Here is a 22,786-nt window from a genome sequence, read left to right as displayed (position 1 = left end):
AAAGATGAAGAAGTTTTTAGTTTCTTATTCTTGGTTAATTTTATTGTTCTTGTATTTTCCAATGATGGTTTTAATGGTGTATTCCTTCAATGATTCTCGCATTAATGCGGAATGGGAAGGATTCACATTCCATTGGTATACAGATTTATTTCAAAAACAAGATGTTATTGATGCGTTTGTAAATAGTATGACGATTGCGATTGTAACGACGATTGTAACGACTGTTCTTGGTGTGATTTTTGCAATTGCATTACATCGTTATAAATATCGTTATGAAGGTGCGATTAACGGTCTTGTATATTTACCAATTTTAATCCCTGATATTTTAATGGGATTATCTTTACTTATTTTATTTAGTCAATTAGGTATGGAGCTTGGTAAAACAACAATTATTATTGCACACATTACATTTAGTATTTCATTTGTTGTCGTTATTTTAGCAGCACGCCTTTCTGGTATGGGACGTGATTTAGAAGAGGCTGCGAATGATTTAGGAGCAACGCCGTGGCAAACGTTTCGTTATGTAACGTTTCCAGCAATTGCACCAGGAGTTATTTCTGCCGCATTATTAACATTCACATTATCAATTGATGATTTTGTAATTAGTTTCTTCGTATCAGGACCAGGATCAACAACATTGCCATTATACATTTACAGTATGGTTAAGCGCGGAGTATCACCAGAAATTAATGCACTTTCTACAATTTTAATTGTGGCTATCGTAGGATTAATGGTTCTATCTGAAATCTTCCGTAACAAAGGTGCAGATGGTGAAGAAAACTCTGGAGGACACCTTCCTTTATAATACGAACGATATAGAAAGTACGAGGAGGTAATAAAACCGATGAAATTAATGAAAAGATTAGCCGGCGCAGCAATTAGCTTTAGCCTTGTTGCTGGTGTACTTGCTGGTTGTGGTGAAAAAAAAGAAGAGTTAAACATTTATAGCTGGGCTGACAATTTTGATGAGCAAGTGTTAAGAGATTTTGAAAAGAAATATAACGTGAAAATTAACTATGATAAGTATGCAAGTAATGAAGAAATGCTTGCGAAATTACAAGCAGGTGGCGCGAAGTATGATTTAATTCAGCCGTCTGATTACATGGTTAAAACAATGGCGAAAATGGATTTATTAGCGCCGTTAGATAAAAAGAATATCCCAAATATCGAAAACATGATTTCTAATTTCAAAACACCTGCATTTGATCCAGAGAATAAATATTCTTTAGTATATACTTGGGGCGTAACAGGTATTGCATACAATAAAAAGTATGTGAAGGAAGCACCTACAAGTTGGGCTGACTTATGGAATGAGAAATATAAAGGGCATGTAACTTTATTAAATGATTCTCGTGAAGTGTTAGGAATGGGTCTTAAGAAGCATGGATTTTCAAACAGCACGAAAGACGATGCACAGTTAAAGACAGCAGCAACTGATTTACAGAAGCTACTTCCAAACTTATTAGCATTTGATACAGATAATATTAAACAAAAATTTATTACAGAAGATGCTTGGATCGGAACAGTTTGGTCTGGGGATGCAGCATTTATCGCAAAAGATAATAAAGATGTAGAGTACGTTGTACCAAAAGAAGGCGGTACAATTTGGGCTGATACGTTAGCAATTCCAAAAGGTGCGAAAAACAAAGAGCTTGCAGAGAAGTTTATGAACTACTTACTAGATGAAAAAGTAAGTGTGAAAAACTACGAGTCAATTGGATACAGTAATCCAAATGAAAAAGCTCATCCTCTTCATAGTAAAGAATATCGTGATAACCACATGATTTTCTTAACGAAAGAAGAGTTAGATCGTACAGAATGGCTTGTTGATGTAGACGATAAGTTAAAAGACTATGATCGTTACTGGACAGAGCTAAAAACAAAAGGTAAATAAGTAAGGAAATGCGGTTTCTAAAGTAGAAATCGCATTTTTTCATAGTAGGAGGAAATCGTTTGAAGAAGAAGTTGCATCAATATGAGGTAATGTGTATCGGTTTATTATTTGCTGTATTTGGCATTGTTGCTTGGAGAGTACATGCTGGTGGTGTTACAGTGATGGATACATATGTCAGAGGGTTAGTAAAAGGATTACAAACTGAAAGTTCGCTTACATTTTTCTCACACTATACAAAATTAGGATCTGCCATTGGGATCGTAACTACGCTCGTTATAAGTTTACTTGTTTTTTGGAGAAAACGTTACTATGCTGCGATGATCGTATATCCAGTGGGCATCTTAATAACCCATCTTGTGAATAAAGGGATAAAAGAAATTATGAAAAGGGATCGTCCGTCGCTAAATGAAGCGTTGGATGCACTTGGATATAGCTTCCCTAGTGGACATGCGATGTTATCTATTATGACATTCGGATTTCTTGCTTATATCATTGCGGCAAATTTGAAGAGTGTAGCAGGAAAATATATGATAACCATTTTGATGGGAATAATCATTGTATCGATTGGATTAAGTAGAGTCATTTTAAATGTGCATTATCCAACTGATATTTTAGCAGGCTACTGCGTAGGTGGTATTTTATTAATTATGGCGATTTATTACCATCGTTTACTTACTGAGAGGTTTGGTCTTAATAAAGAGAGATAGAAAAACGTCTAGAAAAACTATTATTATAGTTTTTCTAGACGTTTTTTGTTTGTATGAAGATGTGATACAGTATAAGTGGCAATTGAATTATGTAAAGTAGGTGAAAATGTGTGAAAACAAATGTACATAAAGTAGATAAGTGGGGAAAATTAGGAGCTTTTTTGTATCAGTTCCGTTATACAGTAATAGTAGCATTACTATTGGTTGCGATAGCACTCGGTATATTCGCACCAAAGCTACCAGGCGTATTAGGTGGTGATGGCTTCCAAACGGAAGGGGACTACCAAAAAACGAAAGAAATTTTAGATAAAGATTTTAAGAGGTCTCAAGATACACTTCTACTCGTTTTTGAAAAAAATAAGGGCGTTTCACATGAGGAATTTCAAAAGCAAGTAGAGGGTATTGTAAAAAATGTACAAGAGAAAGAGAAATATGAATCTTTCCATCATCCAGTGCAAAATAAAGAAATGTTACAAGATGATATCGGCTATGCGACAATTTTATTTTCCGGGAAAACAAATAAAGAACGAATGGAAAAGACATTACAATTTGCTGATAAAATCGAAAAGAAAAGTAATGAGGCATTAAAAGTAACGCCTACAGGATTTCCGAAAATTAACAAAGAGATTAATGAAAGAACGCAAAATGATTTAAAAGTAGCAGAGATGATTGGGTTACCAATTGCATTTCTCGTATTACTATTTTCATTCGGTAGCCTTTTGGCATCTATTTTACCAATTGTAAATGGGGCACTTAGTGTTATTAGTACGATGGGCATATTATACTTTATAGGTAGCGATAAGGAACTATCTATCTTTGTGCTAAATGTTGCACCGATGATCGGACTTGCGTTGTCTATTGATTTTGCGCTATTATTTGTAAATCGTTTTCGAGAGGAAGTTGCAAAGCGAACGGTAAAAGAAGCGATAGCAATTACATATCAGACAGCAGGGCGAGCAATCGTATTTTCAGGATTATGTGTATTCGTTGGCCTATCCGGTTTGTTTTTCTTTAAAATCGATTATATTCAGTCCGTCGCAATTAGTGGAATGATTGTTGTAATTATGAGTATTTTATTCTCGCTCACACTTCTTCCAGCGCTATTATCGTTAATCGGTAAACGAATATTAAAAAAGAATCAAGTAGCACATACACCGGCAAAGGCGTGGCGTACATTTGCACAATTTGTAATGAAACATCCAATTGCGATGATTATTGTTGTTACAACATTTATTGTGATTTGCTTATTACCATTACGTACAGCTAATTTGCAGTTCCCTGATGTGGAAGCTTTACCTAAACAAAGTGATACAAGAATTGCATATGAGAAGTACGAAGAGGCATTTAATGAAACTGCAAAAACACATGCTGATGTTACGTTAGTCGTAGAGACGAAAAAAGATATGAAAGAAAAAGAAAGTTTACAAAAGCTAGAAGAAGTCGTTCGGAAGTTAAAAGATGATAAGAAAGTATATGAAGTAAGAAGTTTATACGACAGTTTAAATGGAATGAAATCAAATCAAGTTGCTGGGATGTTACAGTCGCCAGAAGCTGCTAAAATAGCTCCGGTATTTGAAGCGTATACGGAAGGAAATAAGACAACAATCGAAGTCTTTTTAGATACAAAACCACGTACTGAAACTGCTAAACAGTGGGTTCGTGATTTTAAACGAAATTATAAAGAAACGAATGTTACGTATTATCTAGGCGGAATGACGACGTTCCAACAAGAGTTAGAAGATGAAATTAAAGATAAAGTTGCAATTGGTATGTCTGTTATATTTGGATCGACGTTTGTTATATTATTATTTGCATTTCGATCTATACTCATTCCAATTAAGGCGATTATTATGAATATACTTAGTCTAAGCGCAACAATTGGGATTGTTGTTTGGTTATTTGAAGGTGGTCATTTTGGTTTAGAAGCAAGTCCAGTTCTATTTGTTTTACCAATCTTCATTTTCGGTCTCGTCTTTGGGCTTAGCATGGATTATGAAGTATTTCTTATTTCGCGTATCCATGAACTGTATGAAGAAACGGGGGATAACGATCAAGCAACGTTAGAAGGACTTGTTTCAACAAGTAGAATTATTACATCAGCTGCATTAATTATGATTGTTGTAACTGGTGCTTTCGCCTTTACTGATATTTTACCAGTACGGCAAATGGGTCTTGGCGTTGCATTAGCGATATTTCTTGATGCAACAATTATTCGTCTTATGCTCGTACCAAGTTTAATGAAATTGTTTGGAGACTGGAACTGGTGGTTACCATTTCGAAAGAAGAGAGAAAAATCATCATAAAAAATACTCATCTATAAGATGAGTATTTTTTTATGAATAGCAAGACCTACATTTTGCAAATAGTATGTGATAAGAACATTACATATAAGTAGGTGAAGGCAATGTTTCGTTATTTTAAGTTTAAGCTAAATGATACAGTACAGTTTGCAGAAAATGATGGGCATATGTATCGCATTGTCGGTTATCGGTTAGAAAAAGGGTTTTATCCAAAAGATGAATGGACTCATATCATTTATGAATTGCTTAGAGATTTTGATGGGTATACGATGGATGCGGAAGAAGAGGAACTTGTAAAGGTCATTCAAGTAGAGGATGAGTATTACAAAATACAAGAAGTATCAGGCTATCGTTATCCGGTAAAAATGAAGCAAAAACAACAAGTGATGAAAGTAGAAAAGATGGATGACTTATTAGATACGTATAATGATTATAAAAGATTGGCGGATTTCTTTAAAGATTTATCGTATGAACAAAAAGCGGAAGAAGTGTTGCAGGAAATGAGAAGGCGTAGAGCATGAGGGGCAGTCTATTATAAGACTGTCCTCTATTTTTGACGGTGCATCAAAGTGTATTTTCCGTTACAATGAGAGAATCAATAGAAATAAGGTGATACAGTATGGAAACGAAAAAGAAGGGCGAATGGTGCGAAATTACTGTGCCAGCGAAATGGAATGGTATAAGCATTGAGTCGTTATTAAAAATAGAATGGGAAATACCGAAAAAGTTGTTACATCAGCTTCGTATGGAAAAAGGTGTTACTGTTAACGGAGAACAGAGAAGATGGAATGAGCTTTTAAAAGAGGACGAAAAGTTACAAGTCCATATGTTTATGGAGGAAGAATACGGTGTAGAGCCTGAATATGGTGAATTAGATGTAGTATATGAAGACGATCATGTACTCATCGTAAATAAGCCTGAGAAGATGGATACGCACCCTGCTGAAAAAGGCGGGATGGGAACACTTGCAAATCTTGTCGCCTTCCATTTTCAAATGCAAGGTTTAGAGACGAAGGTTCGTCATATTCATCGGTTAGATAAAGATACGACAGGTGGTGTCGTGTTTGCCAAACATAGAATTGCTGGTGCAATTATGGATCGTTTATTAATGGAACGAAAAATTAAAAGAACGTATGTGGCTCTTGTAGAAGGGAAAGTGAAAAAGAAGCAAGGAACAATTGACGCGGCTATCGGAAGAGATCGCCATCATGCGACGAGACGACGTGTTTCTCCAAAGGGAGATCAAGCAATCACATATTATAAAGTAGAGAAGTATTTTAAAAAACAAAATGTTACGCTCGTAACGTTACAATTAGAAACTGGTAGAACCCATCAAATCCGTGTTCATATGAGCTATAATGGTAATCCGTTAATTGGGGATGTTTTATATGGTGGAGGAACAAAATATATGTCTAGGCAGGCGTTACATGCGATGAAGATAAACTTCTTACATCCAATTACGAAAGAAGAGATTGAAGTTGATGTACCATTCCCTACAAAATTAAATGATACAATGAAAGAATTTCAAAGAATGAATGCGTAAAGTGGAAGTTTAAAGTTGAGAAAAGTAGATTTTTGCAGGAATTTCTCTAAAAGAAGCGAAGCCGTTAAGAGAAAAGAGAGGTGAGAATCACTTGATCAAATATAAATATATACTAGGAATATTTTTCGCTTGTCTTTTAGTTACTCTATGTCTCTATCCATATTTACCAGAACATTTGGCGGTACATTGGGATGTAAATGGTCGGCCGAACGAGTTTATGAGTAAACAAGTTGTTATAGCACTTATTCCTTGTCTTATTATTTTCTTACATGGATTGATGTATATTATTTCACATAATATATATAAGTTTAATGAAGAAGAGCATGTCATTATAAGTGGATTTCTAAAGACGATTACTTTATTTATGTTGTTTATCCATATGCTCATTCTCTTTATTAATTTTGGAAGCATGATATCCTTTCAAACAGGACTAACAATTGGGATTAGTATGTTTCTTTTTATGCTTAGTAAGGCGTTTAAAAAAGTTCAGAGTACGGAAAAAGACTCAATCAAATTAAAAAAGATCCGTTTAGTGAGTAGGCGGATTTTTCAAGTGATGGCATGTAGTATATTATTTTCATTGTTTTTGAACTTGAAATGGGGATTTTATGTGTTACTTAGCGTAATAAGTGGTGGTTCTATTTTGTTTATGTTCTACGCTTTATACTCATACATAATAGAAAGTTATGAAACGTAAAAAAGAGTCTTCTCATTATGAGAAGACTCTTTTAATCTATTTACTTCGTAATAAATTGTTGTGTCCAGTAGTTGCCGCTTTCTACATAGCCAACACCGATGTGAGTGAAGCCATTATTTAAGATGTTTGCACGGTGTCCAGCACTGTTCATCCAAGCTTGTACTACTTCTTCAGGTGTACGTTGGCCTTGAGCGATGTTTTCACCTGCAGATGTATAAGAAATACCAAATTTCTTCATCATGTCAAACGGAGACCCGTATGTAGGGCTGTTATGATCAAAGTAGTTATTTTTTTGCATATCTTCAGATTTAATGCGTGCTACTTTGCTTAATTCAGTGTCGATTTTTAAAGCTGGTAAACCTTGTTTTGCACGCTCAGCGTTTGTTAATTCAACAACACGTTGTTCGAACTCGCTTAAAGATTTTGCTTCTTCAGCAGGCTTTTGCTCAGCAGGTTTTTGTTCAGCAGGTTTTTGCGTATTATTGTTTTCAGCAGGCTTTTGAGCTTCTGGTTTTTGCACCTCTTCAGCAGGTTTTTGCTCAACTGGCTTTTGCTCAGCAGGCTTTTGAGTTTCTGGCTTAGCTGTTGGTTGCTCAGTTACAACATTTTCAGTAGGTTGTTGACCAGGAATAATGCAATTTGGTTGGAAGTTTCCTTGTTGCCATTGTGCTAATGACTCAACGCCCATAGATTGTAAGAATGCTTGTAATTCTTGTTGGCTCATTTGTTTCATCATCACTTTTGAATGCTGAATATTTTGAACCTTTATGTTAGATGGTTGTACTGTTGCAGCTTGTGCATCTAGAGAAGATACTCCTAAAGTAAGAGCCGTTGCAGCAGCTACAGATAATAAAACACGCTTTTTCATGATGTGTGTCCCCCTATGTAAAGTTTTAATTTGTTTTCACACGATTTGTTTTTGACAGCCTGTCTGACTGACAAATTCATCGTAGCATAGATTTTGCGAGAAAAAAGATGGAAAAAAATTCATAGACTTAAAATTTACCTAATTTATCCTAAGAGGGGAAAGGCGGAAAAATAAGAGAAACATAGAGTATAAAAGGAATTTTCCGCATTTTTATACTTGGTTATAAGAGGGGGTTTTTGGATAAATGTACCTATATTGAAAATGAAGAATCCTATTGTATCAATGATTTGAGCGTTTTTTTGAGGAATATACTGGATTGATTTTTACAAAACTGTAATGTTTCTGTTGTTCTTTTTTATAATAAAGTAACATATTTTTAATGTTGTAGCGGACAAAAAAGCGGCTATCTCTTTACATAGACGAAGGAGATAGCCGTTTTCTTATTATTACGTATGTTACGAGTTATTACGAGTTGGTTTCAATTGCTTCTAATAATAAATCAACAATGTGAATTCCTCTCATTTTATGAGAAAGACCTTCTCGTTCAATACCTAATTTCATTTGTAATAAACAACCTGGATTTGCAGTAACAATGGTTGCTGCTTCTGTTTCATACACACGGTCCATTTTGTAATCTAGAAATTCCATGGATAGTTCTGAATGAACAATGTTATAAATACCAGCAGAACCACAGCAGCGATCCGCATCTTTCATTTCACGGTATGTTGCGCCTTGAATTGCTTCTAGTAACATACGAGGTTCTGAAGATGTTCGCATAACATTGCGTAAGTGACAAGAGTCTTGATACGTAATAATTTGCGGCGTGAGTCGTAAGTCATTACGTTTATGGAAATCTAGTTCTACTAGAATAGCAGTAATATCTTTAATTTTAGAAACAAACTGCTTTGCACGTTCAGCCCACTGTGGATCATCTTTTAACAGGTAATCGTAGTCTACGAGGTAAGCTCCGCAACCACCAGCATTCGTAATAATATAGTCGATGTTTAAGTCTTCGAATGCTTTTATATTGCGCTTTGCTAATTCTTTTGCTCCATTCTTCTCACCAGCATGCCCATGTAATGCCCCGCAACAACTTTGTGTTTTCGGAATAACGATATCACAACCAGCTAACTGAAGAAGTTTCATCGTTGCGTTATTTGTTTCTAAAAACATTGTATCCATTAAACAACCTGTGAAGAATGCAACTTGTTTCTTTTTTGTACTTTCAGCATGTAAAAATTCAGGACGATCTTTCATTGCTTTCATTTTAGGAACCTTAGGCAAAACGAGATCCATTGTTGCAAGTGTTTCAGGGAATAACTTCATAATCCCTGTTTTATGTGTTAGCGTTTGTAAACCAGAACGCTGATAAAAACCAATTAGTCCGGTTAATGTTCTCATTCGATTTTGATGCGGGAATAGTCCTTCAAAAACGACTTTACGAACGGCTTTCACGGGCACTGAGAATTTTTTGTTTTGATTTATAATATCACGGGCTTCTTCTAATAAATGGCCATAATTCACACCAGATGGACAAACAGGTTCACAAGCACGGCAGCCAAGGCAAACGTTTAATGTGTTTTCAATATCTTCATCTGGCTCAATTAAACCGTCAACGACCGCTTTCATTAATGCAATACGTCCTCGTGGTGAATGTGATTCTTTATATCCAGATTGAATGTAAGTAGGGCAAGTTGGTAAGCAGAAACCGCATCGCATACAGTTTAGTAGTTCATCTTCACTTAATCGTTCTTTAAATTCCTTTTGAATGTTTTCTTTATTTAATGTTGTCATCGCTCAACCACCACTCTTTTACGAGTGTCCTTCGCGAACATCTTTCCTGGATTCATAATGTTATTTGGATCGAAGGCTTGTTTAATCCCTTGCATAGCAGCAATACCTTCTTTACCTAATTTCATTTCTAAATACGGGGCTTTCATCGCACCAACACCATGTTCACCAGTAATCGTGCCGCCAAGTTCAATTGCTTTCGCAAATATTTCAGCGAAAGCTTGTTCAGCTCTGTGCATTTCTTCTTCATTACGAGCATCTGTCATACAAGTTGGATGTAAGTTACCATCACCAGCATGCCCAAACGTACAAATAGGAATATTATATTTTTTTGCAATGGCATTAATCGCTTCAACCATTGGAGCGATTTGTGAACGTGGTACCGTTGCATCTTCCAGTATTGTAGTAGGTTTTAATCTTGCAAGTGCTGATAGTGCACTACGGCGAGCTGTTCGAAGCGCATCTGCTTCTGCTTCATCTTTTGCAACGCGAACATCAACTGCATTCATAGAACGACAAACGTTAGCCATTTTTTCAATATCTCGATTGACAACTTCAGGCGGACCATCTTGCTCAATTAATAAAATTGCTTTTACGTCAGTTGGTAAACCGATTTGAGCAAACTCTTCTACAACTTCAATTGTCGGCTGGTCTAAAAACTCAAGTGTCGCTGGAATGATTTTATTTGCAATAATAGAAGAAACAGCACGTGCAGCTTCGTTAATATCTTCATATAGTGCAAGCATCGTTTTCTTCGTTTCAGGTATAGGAACAAGTTTTAATATCGCTTCAGTCACGACGCCAAGAGTTCCTTCAGAACCGATAAATAAACGAGTTAAATCGTAACCAGCTACATCTTTTGCCAATTTACCACCAGTACGAATCATATCACCATTTGGTAAGACAAGTTCAAGACCCATCACATAATCACGTGTTACGCCATATTTTAATCCACGTAATCCACCCGAGTTTTCATTAATGTTACCGCCAATTGTAGAAATTTTCATTGAGCTTGGATCTGGTGGATAAAATAAACCTTTTTCTTCTACGGCTTTAATAATATCAAGTGTAATGACACCAGCTTGTACAGTAATTGTTAAATTCTCTTCATCAATTTCTAAAATGTTATTCATATGGCGGAAGATAAGAACAATACCGCCTTTAAGTGGACATGTCCCTGCACAAAGGTTTGTTCCAGAACCACGAACATATACAGGGATTTTGTGAGCGTTACATACTTTTAACACTTCAGCTACTTCATTTGTATTACGAGGAGCAATGACTGCATCAGGCATTGCTTGGAAGTTTGGAGTGGCATCATAACTATACGTTAAACGCCCCATATTGGATGTATCCACATTCTCTTCGCCAACAATGGATACGAATGAATCAATAATTTGTTTTTCTAACATTGGAAATCCCCCTCAAACTGTTAACGTAATTAGTCATAATAAAAAACGTTATCACAGTGCTTTCATTATAATGATAAAAAAGTCGGGGGATTCTTTCTATGTATAATCATCTAAAGATTAATCTGTTTTATCATTCTTTTTTGTATGATTATCTAATAAGAGGAGCGAGAAGTATAAAATGTTTAAGTCTTTGAATTGTTTCGGATCAAGTCCTGTATACTCCTCAATTTTTTTAAGTCTGTAATGCAATGTGTTAATGTGTATATGTAATTGCTCCGCTGTTTGTTTATAAGATTGGTTATAATCGGTAAATAAACGTAAAGTGTGTATAAGCTCAGGAGATGATAGTAAGTTTTCGATGGTGCGCTTTAGAAACTGTTCCCGCGTTTCGGCAGAAATATCTTGTAAGCACATTTCTAAACGTAAATCTTCATTAAATACAATTTGTTTCGTTTCAAGTGATACGGAAAGAGCTTGTAATGCTTGTTCGTACGATAAGTTCATATTGCTTGGCGTAACGGACTGTCCAATCCCGATATATAAAGGAGTAGAAAATAAAGTTTCACAGTCTTGTTTTAATCGTTTTAAAAATTGGTACGTTTGCTCTTTGGAGTTCGTGACTGTAAATAAAATAAATCGATCATTTCCCCAGCGAACAAATAGATGCTCCTTTGTTAATAGATTGCGTACATGTTGCCAAATCTTACGCTGAAGCATCGTGTCATTTTGATCGATAGAGAACAAAATAAGTTGTTTTTTCTTATATAAATCAATACCAAGTGTTTTGGCACGATCGAGAAAGCTTGGAGACCAGTCTGTATTTTGAAGCCAATCAAAGACAAATGCTTCATAAGAACGGTGTTCAAGTTCTAGTTGTTCTAAAAAGTAGTTTTCATGGATGAGTAGTTCGGTCATTTTACGTAATATTTCTCCGTATTGTGAAATATTTTCAGGTTCACCTGTGATTCCAATGACACCAATTACTTCGTCATGGAATAGTAAAGGGAGATTCATACCTGCCTTTACGCCTTGCAAACATCGTTCATCCTCTTTTGTAATAATGACAGTTTTCTTTTGTTTTGCGCAGCGGAGTGCGCCTTCATGAAATTGGCCGATTCTTTCTATATCTGTACTTGCGATAATAACGCCTTGTATATTAATGATAATAATATTTTCTTTAATTAGCCTGCGTACTTCTCGTACAATTTTATTCGCTAAATCAGGAAAAAGCATAATTGGCACACCTCAAATTCTATTTGTTGTACATTATATATGTAAATGAAGTAGGAAAGGGAAATTTCACACTTTCCACACATTTATTTGTTATTTTACAATTATAACGAAATCATCCGAAGATGGAGGGGATCTTTTGAGAAAGTATATTTTTCTTCTCTGTTTTTTATTTCTATTAGTAGGGTGTCAAGGAAGTTCCTATACATCGATTGCTAAAGATAAAAGTGTTATTATAACAACGAATATAAAAGAAGGTAGTATTAGTTTTGTTGATAAACATACTAAAAAGTTAATTACGACATGGGAACTTAACGAACCAATGGCAGGGATTGCACTACTTCCAAATGGTGAGGACATACTTGTATATGGTAAGCAGTTAGAGTACATGTATGTATATTCACTAGCAGAAGGAAGGCAAGTGGAAAAATATAAAACAGGAAAAGGCATTGTAAATGTAGTCGTATCAGAAGATAAAAAGCAATTATTTGCTGCCGATCAAAATGCCCAAAAGGTAAGGTTCTTTACGATTAATGGAAAAGAGACAGGGAATGTTTCGACAGGAAAAGGACCAATAACGATGGTAGAGTACCATAACCAGTTATCTGTATTAAACTTTTATGATACGAAGCTAACGACAATTGATACAAAGAAAAAAGAAGTGATGCAATCCTTTACGATTCCACCAGCGTCAACGGGAGCAACAATTAGTCCAGATGGGAAAGAAATATGGATTGGCGGACATGGTGATGGAAATCAGGTGAATGAGAAAGTATTAGTGTATTCTTTGCAGAGCGGAGAAATGGTACGTTCTTTACACGCTCCGTTTATGCCTGTGAATATTACGAAGGATAATAAGTATGTATATGCATTAAGTCACGGTTCGAATACGCTTAGAAAGTTTGATGTTAGCACGTATAAAGAGGTGGCTTCTGTAGAAGTAGGATCAAACCCATTTGCATTTTTGAAGAGCGGAGCAGAAGGATACGTAGCAAGCTATGATAGTGATGAAGTGTGCGTCATGGATATGAAGAATTTGAAAATAAAACAAACAATTAAAGTCGGAAAAGGACCGTTTCAACTCATAGAGAGAGAAGGGAAGGACAATGAGTAAATATAGGGTGCTAGTTGTAGATGATGAAAGTGATATGAGGCAACTTGTTGGAATGTACTTAGATAATTTCGGATACGAGTGGGGAGAAGCTGAAAATGGAAAAGAGGCTCTAAAAAAATTAGAAACGGACCATTATGATTTCGTTGTACTAGATATTATGATGCCAGAGATGGATGGACTTTCAGTTTGCAAAGAAATTAGAAAAACGTCAGATGTACCAATTATATTTTTAACAGCAAAAGGTGAAGAGTGGAATAGGGTGAACGGCTTACGTATGGGGGCGGATGATTATATTGTAAAACCATTTAGTCCTGGTGAATTAATCGCTCGTATGGAAGCTGTGTTAAGACGTTATACAAAGCAAGAGCAACAAGAGGAGATTCAGTTTGGACCGATCCTTATTAATGAAAAAAGTAGGAAGATTGAGGCTGATGGTGAACCGATTTCTCTTACAGTAAAAGAGTTTGATTTACTCTATTTTCTTTGCCAACATACAGGGCAAGTATTTAGCCGGGAACAATTGCTGGAAAAGGTATGGGGATATGATTATGCCGGAAGCACAAGAACAGTAGATACGCACGTGAAAACGATGCGTTTGAAGCTTGGAGAAAGTGGAAACTACATTCAAACTGTTTGGGGTGTAGGCTATAAATTTGAGGTGTAACGTATGTTTACGATGGTACAGAAGCTTTGGCTGACAGTAGTATGTGCAGTATTTGTAACAGTTTCCTTTCTTTATTTTGTATCTTTATACTCGTACGAAAAACTATACGTTGATAATTTAAAAGATTCATTAGTAATGGAAGGGAAGCGTCTTGCTGCGCAATATGATAAGCGCGAAGGAATATCAATTTTTGAAGAGAAAGTAAGAGCATTTGATCAAATATCTAGTTCAGACGTTCTTTTCGTATCGAACCCACGTGATTTAAGCGCATGCTTACCATTTGATGTGCACCATCATTCTCTTATAAGTGAAGGGGACAGGCAAGCATTATTAGATGGAAAAACTGTGACAAAGATAGGATACGAGGAACATTTTGACCGTAATATTATGGGGGTTGTCATCCCTGTTTTAGAAAATAAAAAATTAGTTGGTATTGTATATTCTTATATTCCTTTAAAAAGTATAAAAGACTTAATATATGATATGGGTCTTATTTTAGCACCGTTAGCACTTGCTATAACTTTACTGACAATATGGATTGGTAGAAAAATTATTATTGCTATTACGAAACCACTTTCGCAAATGGAGCGAGTTGCCAATCATTTGGCTACAGGAGATTTCTCAGAACGAATTACAATTTCTTCTGAAGATGAAATTGGGCGATTAGGAAAAGCATTTAATAAAATGGCAAATTCTTTGGAGACAGAAGATGTAAAGCGTAAGGAGTTTTTAGCTAACGTTTCGCATGAACTAAGAACACCGCTTAGTTATATAAAAGGGTATAGCGAGGCTATTTTAGATGGTGTAGCGAAGGGAGCGCAGCAGGAAAAAGTAACACAGCTCATTCATAAAGAAGCAGATCGTATGCAGCGTCTCGTTCATGATTTATTAGATTTAGCACAATTAGAAGGTGAACATTTTCCGTTAAAGAAACAACCTATCGTTTTTTCACAACTGATTGAAGATGTGTTAGATACGTATGAGATTAAGTTTATAGAAAAGAAAATTCGTATTTCAACAAATTTAAATCCAGAAATCATTGTAATGATTGATGAGGATCGTATGCAACAAGTGCTTCATAACGTGTTAGATAATGCAATACGGTATACAAATCAAAACGGGGATATTATGGTAACGCTCAGACAGACAGATGATTACTGTGAATTGAACATAAAAGATACGGGAATCGGTATTGATACAGAGCATTTAGAAAACCTTGGCGAACGTTTTTACCGAGTTGATAAAGCGAGAAGTCGTCAACATGGTGGAACAGGTTTAGGCCTGGCAATTGTAAGACAAATTGTTCATATACATGATGGACAGTGGCGGATTGAAAGCGAAAAAGGGAACGGTACGACGGTTAGTATTAAATTGAAAGTACAGGATGAGGAGAGCATGTTCTAATTTTTAGGGCATGCTCTTTATATGGAAGACAATAATTATACGTAAGATATAAATTAATATGTAATAAATATCGGAATTTTGACGAATTTATGAACAAAACATTTGTACTTCTTATTAATTCGTTCTAAAATAGTTATGATGCAAAGTTCTTATAAATCGTTTCAATTGTTGTTTGGAAGATACTGAGGTGATTTAACTGGAGTACAAATCTATTAAACCGAAAAAGATTTACGAAGAAGTATCTGAAGCTATTTTAACAATGATTAAAAATGGTACGTTAAAACCTGGTGACAAACTACTTCCTGTACATCAATTAGCTGAGCAGTTTCAAGTTGGTAGATCTGCTGTTCGTGAAGCGCTAAGTGCGCTAAGAGCAATGGGCTTAATTGAGATGAAACAAGGAGAAGGTACATATGTGAAGAACTTCGATTCTTCTTCATTAACAAAATCATTAAACAATAGATTACTGATGAAGAAAGAAGATATTTTGAATTTATTAGAAGTACGAAAGGTGCTTGAAGTGGGGGCAGTTCGAGCAGCTGCGGCAAAACGTACGGAAGATAATTTGCAAAATATGAAGCATTGGTTAGATGAAATGGCAAAGAGCGTTGGAGATGAAAAAGCTGGTGAAAAAGCAGATTTTCAGTTCCATATGGGAATTGCAGAGTCTTCGCATAACAACATTTTGCTTGAACTTATGAATCATGTTTCAGAGATGATTGCTGAAACGATTGGTGAATCAAGACGCATTATTTTATATGGTGAACAAACAACATCAGAACGACTTATAGAAGAGCATCAAGTTATATATGATGCAGTGTTAAAGCAAGATGTAGAATTAGCGCAGCAAGCAATGCTAGATCATTTAACAAATGTAGAACATATTGTCACAGGTAGAAACGATATAAATTCTTAATTTAATCTTTTAAAAATCTAATTTTCTGATAAAATAGAGAGAGATTAAGTAAGCGTTTTCTTTAGAAGAGGGAGAGGATAGGCCATGGTTGAGCCTATTTCTTCTCTCCTTAGTCATCTGATGACCGTATGTTTGTTGGTGGAGTTGTAAAAAGGGGGAGTAATAATTATGAAAGTTACTTTATTTGTTACTTGTTTAGTCGATATGTTTGAAACAAATGTCGGCAAAGCAACAGTTGAGGTGTTGGAGCGTTTAGGTTGTGAAATTGAATTTCCAGAAGCACAAGTTTGTTGCGGTCAGCCTGCTTATAATAGCGGCCATGTAGAAGCGGCAAAAGAAGCGATGAAACATATGATTGAAACTTTCGAGGATGCAGAATATATCGTTACGCCATCTGGTTCTTGTGCGACAATGTTTCATGAGTATCCGCATGTTTTTAAAGATGATCCGAAGTGGGCTAAACGTGCACAAAAAGTTGCTGATAAAACATATGAATTTACACAATTCATTGTAGACGTTTTAAAGGTTACTGATGTTGGTGCGAGTTTATCAGGGATTGCTACTATTCATAAATCATGTCATATGACACGTATGCTTGGAGTAACAGAGGCACCAGGAATTTTATTATCTAATGTAAAAGGGTTAACTGTGAGAGAGTTACCAAATGTGCAAAATTGTTGCGGGTTTGGGGGAACGTTTTCAGTGAAGATGACTCCAATTTCTGAGCAAATGGTAGATGAAAAGGTAGATAGTGCAATGGAAACAGGTGCTGATTATTTAATCGGTGCAGATTGTGGGTGTTTGTTAAACATTGGCGGACGTATTGAGCGTTTAGGAAAAGAAATAAAAGTAATGCATATTGCTGAGGTACTGAATAGTCGCTCATGAAGGGGGAACATAAGCTATGTCTATGAAAATCAGTGAGAAAAAATTTAATGATCGCGTTGGCGATGGAATTCAAGATTCGTTTATGCGCGGAGCAGTATCGTCTGCACAAACGCGTTTATATACGAATCGCTTAAAAGCAGCGGATGAATTAGGAAACTGGGAAGAATGGCGTGAACTTGGTGAAGAAATTCGTCAACATACGTTAGAAAATCTTGATTATTACTTAATGGAGTTAAGTGAAAATGTATCAAAAAGAGGCGGACATGTGTACTTTGCAAAAACGAAAGAGGAAGCAGCAAAGTATATTCAAGACGTTGCGAAAAAGAAGCAGGCAAAAAAAGTAGTAAAATCAAAGTCGATGGTAACAGAAGAAATTAGTATGAATCATGCGCTTGAAGAAATTGGTTGTGAAGTGTTAGAAAGTGACTTAGGAGAGTATATTTTGCAAGTAGATAATGATCCACCTTCACATATTATTGCGCCTGCACTTCATAAAAATAGAACGCAAATTCGTGATGTATTTAAAGAAAAGCTTGGCTATGAAAATTCTGATGACCCATATGAGATGACTAAGTTTGTTCGTAAACAACTTCGTGAAAAATTTATGGATGCAGAAATTGGTGTAACAGGTTGTAACTTTGCTGTTGCAAATACAGGTTCCCTTTGTTTAGTAACAAATGAAGGGAATGCCGATCTTGTCATGTCGATTCCAAAAACACAAATTGCAGTTATGGGTATGGAACGTATGGTTCCGACAATGGAAGAATTAGATGTTTTAGTTGGTTTACTATGTCGTAGTGCAGTAGGTCAAAAGTTAACAAGTTATGTAACGGTAGCGGGACCAATTCAAGAAGAAGAAGTAGATGGCCCAGAAGAATTCCACTTAGTTGTGGTTGATAATGGTCGTTCTCAAATTCTTGGATCTGAATTCCGTCAAGTGTTGCAATGTATTCGATGTGCAGCTTGTGTGAACGTATGCCCTGTATATCGTCATGTTGGTGGACATTCATATGGCTCTATATACTCAGGGCCAATTGGTGCGGTATTAACACCACTTTTAGGTGGATATGATGATTACAAAGAGCTTCCTTATGCTTCTAGTTTATGCGGAGCGTGTACAGAAGCTTGTCCAGTAAAAATTCCATTGCATGATTTATTATTAAAACATCGTCAAGTTATCGTTGAGCAAGAAGGACGTGCTCCACTTGCAGAAAAATTAGCAATGAAAATGTTTAGTATGGGTGCATCTTCAGCAGCTTTATATAAAATGGGATCAAAGATGGCGCCAGCAGCAATGAGTCCATTTACATCTGGTAACCGTGTATCAAAAGGTGTTGGGCCACTTAAAAACTGGACAGATATTCGTGAATTCCCGGCTCCAAGTAAAGAACGATTCCGTGATTGGTATAAAGATCATAAGAAAGGCGGGGACAAATAATGACAGGATTAATTCAAAACCGTGAGTCCTTTCTAGATAATATTGCAAAAGAACTTGGACGTGAGCGGAAAACGGAAGGCGTAAAGCGTCCAGCATGGAAAAGTAATGTAAATGTAGAAACGCTAAAAGATTATTCCCAAGAAGAATTGTTAGAAGTATTTAAAAATCAATGTACAAACATTCATACAACTGTAGTGGAAACGACAAACGATCGTTTACGTGAAGATATTCAAAAAGTAATCGTTGAAAACGGCGGGGGACCGATTATGTTATCGGCAGATGAACGTTTTGATTCTTATGGATTGACTTCTTTATTTAAAGAAGAGCTTCCAAAGCAAAATGTTGAAGTGAATGTATGGGATCCTGAGAAAAAAGAAGAGAATATGCGTATCGCAGAAAGAGCGAATATTGGAATCGCATTTAGTGATTATACTTTAGCTGAATCGGGTACGATTGTGGTACAAAGTCATAAAGGCCAAGGTCGTTCTTTACACTTTTTACCGACTGTCTATTTTGCTATTATTCCACGTGAAACACTTGTGCCTCGTATTACACAAGCAGTTCAGGATATGAACAAACGTGTAGAAAATGGTGAAGAAGTGGCATCTTGTATTAACTTTATTACAGGACCTAGTAACTCGGCAGATATTGAAATGAACCTTGTTGTCGGAGTACACGGACCATTAAAAGCAGTATATTTCATCGTATAAAAGAGGGGAAAGCAGGCCGGAAAATGGCCTGCTTTTTTAATAGAATAGAGATAATATGAAGTAGAAGTTCTCTCCTTTTTTTGCTATGTTCTTCTGGAAAGGAGAGGAAGGGATGTTCACTTATTTATATGCATTGTTAGTGGGGATGGTGTTTGGTTCTTTTTTTATGGTAATTGCGATGAGAGTTCCACTAGGTGAGTCTATCATTACCCCGCGTTCACATTGTCATTATTGTAAGTATGTGCTAAAGCCAAAAGAATTGATTCCAATCATTTCATTTTGTATACAAAGGGGACGTTGTACGAATTGTAAGAGGGCTATTTCAATTTTGTACGTAGTATTTGAACTTGTAACCGGAATGATATGTCTTCTTACTGTATATATGATTGGGGTGAAACGAGAGCTTATTATCATTTTATCGCTATTTTCATTACTTCTTATTATTTCAGTTACAGATTACATATACATGTTAATCCCAAATCGTATTTTAGCTTGGTTTGCCTGTTTACTCATTTTAGAATGTATTTTTGTACCGTTAGTCACTTGGACAGATAGTATAGTTGGTAGTAGCGTTATATTCATTTTGTTATATTGCATGCAAAAGATATATCCAGAAGGGCTTGGTGGAGGAGATATAAAATTACTTTCGCTGCTTGGATTTATAGTGGGACTGAAAGGGGTTTTTATGATTTTATTTTTAGCATCTTGCTTTAGTCTTTGTTTCTTTGGAGCCGGTATAGTAGTAAAACGTATGAAAATGAGGAGCCAAATTCCGTTTGGTCCTTTTATTAGCCTTGGTGCAATATGTTACATGCTGGTCACGTATACAAAATAGAGAGGGGATAGAACATGAATGTATATATGGATGATCAAAGAAGTTGTCCATACGGGTATGTACCCGCAAATACAGTAGAATGTGCTTTGCAAATGGTTCGGGATTATGAGGTGAATATTCTTTCCCTTGATTTTAATATGGGATGGGGAGAAAGAAATGGATTAGATTTTGTAGAGGCTTTTTGTAAAGAGGGTTTATATGTAAATGAAATTCACCTTCATACGAATGATGTCATCGGTATGCACAAGATGAAACAGAGGATTCATAAGGGAAAGGAAGAAGGGCTCACCTTGTTGTTAAATATGTGAGGAGCTAAAAACTCCAAAGTAAAACTTTGGAGTTTTTAATGCTTCATATGCGCTTGCAATGGAATGATTTCTTCTTGTTGAGCTGCTACTAATTCAGTTTCTTCTTGTTTCACGTCAGGTACTTTCTTTGTTAAGTAATGGTAAACCATACCAACAAATACAGACCCACCAATGATGTTACCGATTGTAACTGGAATTAAGTTATGAATAGCACCTGCAAAAGAAATTGTCTCCGGATGCGGTGAAACTAAAGATAAAGCAAACAGTGATAAGTTTGCAATGCTATGCTCGTAACCAGATAAGAAGAATGTGAAAACGAGCATCATCATCATCATAATTTTTGCTGTATCCCCTTTAACTTGAGAAGGTAAGAAACACGCAAGACATACAAGCCAGTTACATAAAATTGCTTTAAAGAATAATTGCATTGTAGGTGTATTCATTTTTCCTTCTACTACTTTATTCATGAAATGACTGTGATCAATTGCTTCGAAAATTCCAGTTGCATAAAATAGTAAGGCAAAGAATAAAGCACCAGCTAAATTCCCTGCATAACAAGCAACCCAGTTACGAAGTGTATCAGCAATTGTTGTTTCTTTTCTTAAAGTTGCTACAGTGAAGTACATTGTGTTTCCAGTAAACAATTCAGCACCGCCATATATAATAAGTACGAGGGCAATTCCGAAAAACATAGAAGCAGCTAAATAAGTTGCTGGTGAATCTGCAATGTGAAAAAAGTTACCTAATTTAAAACATAGTACAATAATAAAACCGATATAAATACCTGCAAGTGCGGCACGAATGAAATATTGCATCGGGTTTGTATCTAACATTTGTTTTTTGCTCTTAGCCAGTTTGACAACATAATCTAATCCTTGTTCTAGCATGAGTAATACGCTCCTTTAGTACATCATCTATAAAGTGAAACTTTAATCAGTGGGGGTTTTCTTCATCCCCCACTGATTATTAGTTGAACCAATCGGACTTTTATGGGCAGTTGATTCCCCACCGAACTTCTTTGCTTTCACTGAATTTTGAGGTGGGGGTCTTACTGCCCATTAAAGTGGGATAAATATTCCTTATATGAATAAAGTACATGGATTCTGTCATAGTTTCAATAAGTTTGTGCAATATTTCACAAAAAGGACATACATAAACTTGGAAAACGCTTACAAATGATGGTATAATAAAATTTTTTCTGGACATAGAGAGGGGACAAGGAAAAAGAAAAAGCGCTGTAATTACAGCGCTTTTTCGTCTAAATTCTTTTCTATTTTTGTTTCTACTTCTTTCGAGAAGAACCAACCACCAACTGCGATTCCAACTAATACAATCCAGAATGTAAGCTTCCATGGTGTAGATTCTGGGAATGAATGCGGAATTACATTTAATGCAGGGTGTGCTAACGTATAAACTGCTAGTTTCACACCAACCCAGCCTACAATTAAGAATGCTGCAGTTTCAAGTCCTGGTTTACGTTTTAAGATTTGTACGAAAGCAGTTGCCGCAAATCGCATAATGATTAATCCGATAAGTCCACCTACAAAGATAACAACGAATTGCCCAGTATCAAGACTACCAATTGTACCTAATCCTGTTTTTGGTAAAGTCATTGCTAATGCAACAGCAGCTAAAATAGAATCAACTGCGAAGGCGATATCTGCAACTTCAACTTTAAATACAGTCCACCAAAAGTTCTCTTGTTTTTTCTTTGCTTCTTTTTCTTCTGTTTCTTCATCTGTATTCTTTTTAACATACGTTTTAAATAAATGATTACCAGCGATAAACATAAGGTAAATGGCACCGATTGCTTGCACTTGCCATACGTCGACTAGGAACGAAATCATAAATAACGATCCGAAACGGAAAACAAATGCCCCTGCTAATCCATAAAATAGTGCTTTCTTTCTTTTTTCTTCTGGTAAATGTTTTACCATAATTGCAAGAACAAGAGCGTTGTCAGCCGCTAAAATCCCCTCTAGTGCAATTAGGATGAGTAATACCCAACCATACTCCAATAATAATGATACATCCATGTACATTCTCCTCTCATTTCTATAAGTACTA

The 22,786-nt window shown here is 35.9% G+C and carries 22 protein-coding genes; 16 read left to right on the top strand and 6 right to left on the bottom strand.

The genetic code is table 11. The features are described 5' to 3' along the window. Positions 1-4 precede the first annotated feature (4 nt). The 7 genes from potC to AC0NJG_RS09410 all read left to right on the top strand — a co-directional run bounded on the left by potC (position 5) and on the right by AC0NJG_RS09410 (position 7,141). Entirely contained in the window at positions 5-805 is an 801-nt protein-coding gene (gene potC, locus AC0NJG_RS09440; protein WP_000714199.1) for a spermidine/putrescine ABC transporter permease PotC, read from the top strand. A gap of 39 nt (positions 806-844) precedes the next feature. Next, positions 845-1,894: a spermidine/putrescine ABC transporter substrate-binding protein PotD gene (gene potD, locus AC0NJG_RS09435; protein WP_087951729.1), complete on the top strand. Its 1,050-nt coding sequence runs from the start codon at positions 845-847 to the stop codon at positions 1,892-1,894. A gap of 59 nt (positions 1,895-1,953) precedes the next feature. After that, a complete protein-coding gene (locus AC0NJG_RS09430; RefSeq protein WP_140168460.1) occupies positions 1,954-2,601 on the top strand; it encodes a phosphatase PAP2 family protein in 648 nt (215 codons plus the stop codon). Between the two features lie 110 nt (positions 2,602-2,711). Then, the gene (locus AC0NJG_RS09425) at positions 2,712-4,904 is read left to right on the top strand and encodes an MMPL family transporter (protein WP_087951730.1); all 2,193 of its coding nucleotides are present in this window, start codon (positions 2,712-2,714) and stop codon (positions 4,902-4,904) included. A 101-nt stretch (positions 4,905-5,005) separates the two neighbouring features. Further along, positions 5,006-5,422: a hypothetical protein gene (locus AC0NJG_RS09420; RefSeq protein WP_000490297.1), complete on the top strand. Its 417-nt coding sequence runs from the start codon at positions 5,006-5,008 to the stop codon at positions 5,420-5,422. Positions 5,423-5,520: 98 nt separating this feature from the next. Beyond that, a complete protein-coding gene (locus tag AC0NJG_RS09415) occupies positions 5,521-6,444 on the top strand; it encodes an RluA family pseudouridine synthase (protein ID WP_087951732.1) in 924 nt (307 codons plus the stop codon). Positions 6,445-6,535: 91 nt separating this feature from the next. Next, positions 6,536-7,141, top strand: coding sequence for a DUF1648 domain-containing protein (locus AC0NJG_RS09410; protein ID WP_087951733.1), 606 nt, complete (start codon positions 6,536-6,538; stop codon positions 7,139-7,141). 40 nt (positions 7,142-7,181) lie between these two features. Here AC0NJG_RS09410 and AC0NJG_RS09405 read toward each other — a convergent pair whose 3' ends face one another. The 4 genes from AC0NJG_RS09405 to AC0NJG_RS09390 all read right to left on the bottom strand — a co-directional run bounded on the left by AC0NJG_RS09405 (position 7,182) and on the right by AC0NJG_RS09390 (position 12,445). Continuing rightward, positions 7,182-8,009 (bottom strand): CAP domain-containing protein, encoded by an 828-nt coding sequence (locus AC0NJG_RS09405; protein ID WP_087994482.1) that lies wholly within the window; start codon positions 8,007-8,009, stop codon positions 7,182-7,184. 465 nt (positions 8,010-8,474) lie between these two features. Continuing rightward, a complete protein-coding gene (locus AC0NJG_RS09400; RefSeq protein WP_087951735.1) occupies positions 8,475-9,803 on the bottom strand; it encodes a (Fe-S)-binding protein in 1,329 nt (442 codons plus the stop codon). Beyond that, a complete protein-coding gene (glcD, locus tag AC0NJG_RS09395; RefSeq protein ID WP_087951736.1) occupies positions 9,800-11,212 on the bottom strand; it encodes a glycolate oxidase subunit GlcD in 1,413 nt (470 codons plus the stop codon). Before glcD ends, AC0NJG_RS09400 begins: the two co-directional genes overlap by 4 nt. 117 nt (positions 11,213-11,329) lie before the next feature. After that, the gene (locus tag AC0NJG_RS09390; RefSeq protein WP_474062999.1) at positions 11,330-12,445 is read right to left on the bottom strand and encodes a CdaR family transcriptional regulator; all 1,116 of its coding nucleotides are present in this window, start codon (positions 12,443-12,445) and stop codon (positions 11,330-11,332) included. Positions 12,446-12,581: 136 nt separating this feature from the next. On the opposite strand from AC0NJG_RS09390, the gene AC0NJG_RS09385 reads away from it, so the two are divergent. The 9 genes from AC0NJG_RS09385 to AC0NJG_RS09345 all read left to right on the top strand — a co-directional run bounded on the left by AC0NJG_RS09385 (position 12,582) and on the right by AC0NJG_RS09345 (position 20,719). Further along, positions 12,582-13,556, top strand: a complete 975-nt coding sequence (locus AC0NJG_RS09385) for a YncE family protein (protein WP_143880950.1) — start codon at positions 12,582-12,584, stop codon at positions 13,554-13,556. Beyond that, the gene (locus AC0NJG_RS09380; RefSeq protein WP_000049878.1) at positions 13,549-14,220 is read left to right on the top strand and encodes a response regulator transcription factor; all 672 of its coding nucleotides are present in this window, start codon (positions 13,549-13,551) and stop codon (positions 14,218-14,220) included. Before AC0NJG_RS09385 ends, AC0NJG_RS09380 begins: the two co-directional genes overlap by 8 nt. Before the next feature lie 3 nt (positions 14,221-14,223). Then, entirely contained in the window at positions 14,224-15,624 is a 1,401-nt protein-coding gene (locus tag AC0NJG_RS09375; protein ID WP_087951740.1) for a sensor histidine kinase, read from the top strand. A 226-nt stretch (positions 15,625-15,850) separates the two neighbouring features. Next, positions 15,851-16,540 carry a FadR/GntR family transcriptional regulator gene (locus AC0NJG_RS09370; protein ID WP_254912616.1) on the top strand — a complete coding sequence of 230 codons (690 nt, stop codon included), beginning with the start codon at positions 15,851-15,853 and terminating at the stop codon, positions 16,538-16,540. A gap of 168 nt (positions 16,541-16,708) precedes the next feature. Then, a complete protein-coding gene (locus AC0NJG_RS09365) occupies positions 16,709-17,428 on the top strand; it encodes a (Fe-S)-binding protein (RefSeq protein WP_087951741.1) in 720 nt (239 codons plus the stop codon). A gap of 16 nt (positions 17,429-17,444) precedes the next feature. After that, positions 17,445-18,866, top strand: coding sequence for a LutB/LldF family L-lactate oxidation iron-sulfur protein (locus AC0NJG_RS09360; RefSeq protein ID WP_000061911.1), 1,422 nt, complete (start codon positions 17,445-17,447; stop codon positions 18,864-18,866). Next, positions 18,866-19,576 (top strand): LutC/YkgG family protein, encoded by a 711-nt coding sequence (locus AC0NJG_RS09355; protein ID WP_087951742.1) that lies wholly within the window; start codon positions 18,866-18,868, stop codon positions 19,574-19,576. Before AC0NJG_RS09360 ends, AC0NJG_RS09355 begins: the two co-directional genes overlap by 1 nt. A 112-nt stretch (positions 19,577-19,688) precedes the next feature. Continuing rightward, entirely contained in the window at positions 19,689-20,411 is a 723-nt protein-coding gene (locus AC0NJG_RS09350; protein ID WP_087994479.1) for a prepilin peptidase, read from the top strand. A gap of 14 nt (positions 20,412-20,425) precedes the next feature. After that, entirely contained in the window at positions 20,426-20,719 is a 294-nt protein-coding gene (locus AC0NJG_RS09345; protein WP_087994478.1) for a cyclic-phosphate processing receiver domain-containing protein, read from the top strand. 35 nt (positions 20,720-20,754) lie between these two features. Here AC0NJG_RS09345 and AC0NJG_RS09340 read toward each other — a convergent pair whose 3' ends face one another. Then, entirely contained in the window at positions 20,755-21,606 is an 852-nt protein-coding gene (locus AC0NJG_RS09340; RefSeq protein ID WP_087951745.1) for a formate/nitrite transporter family protein, read from the bottom strand. Positions 21,607-21,960: 354 nt separating this feature from the next. Next, the gene (locus AC0NJG_RS09335; RefSeq protein WP_000383324.1) at positions 21,961-22,755 is read right to left on the bottom strand and encodes a TerC family protein; all 795 of its coding nucleotides are present in this window, start codon (positions 22,753-22,755) and stop codon (positions 21,961-21,963) included. Positions 22,756-22,786 lie beyond the last annotated feature (31 nt).

Source organism: Bacillus sp. SSR7 (assembly GCF_055902415.1).
This window is presented reverse-complemented; position numbering and strand designations above follow the sequence as displayed.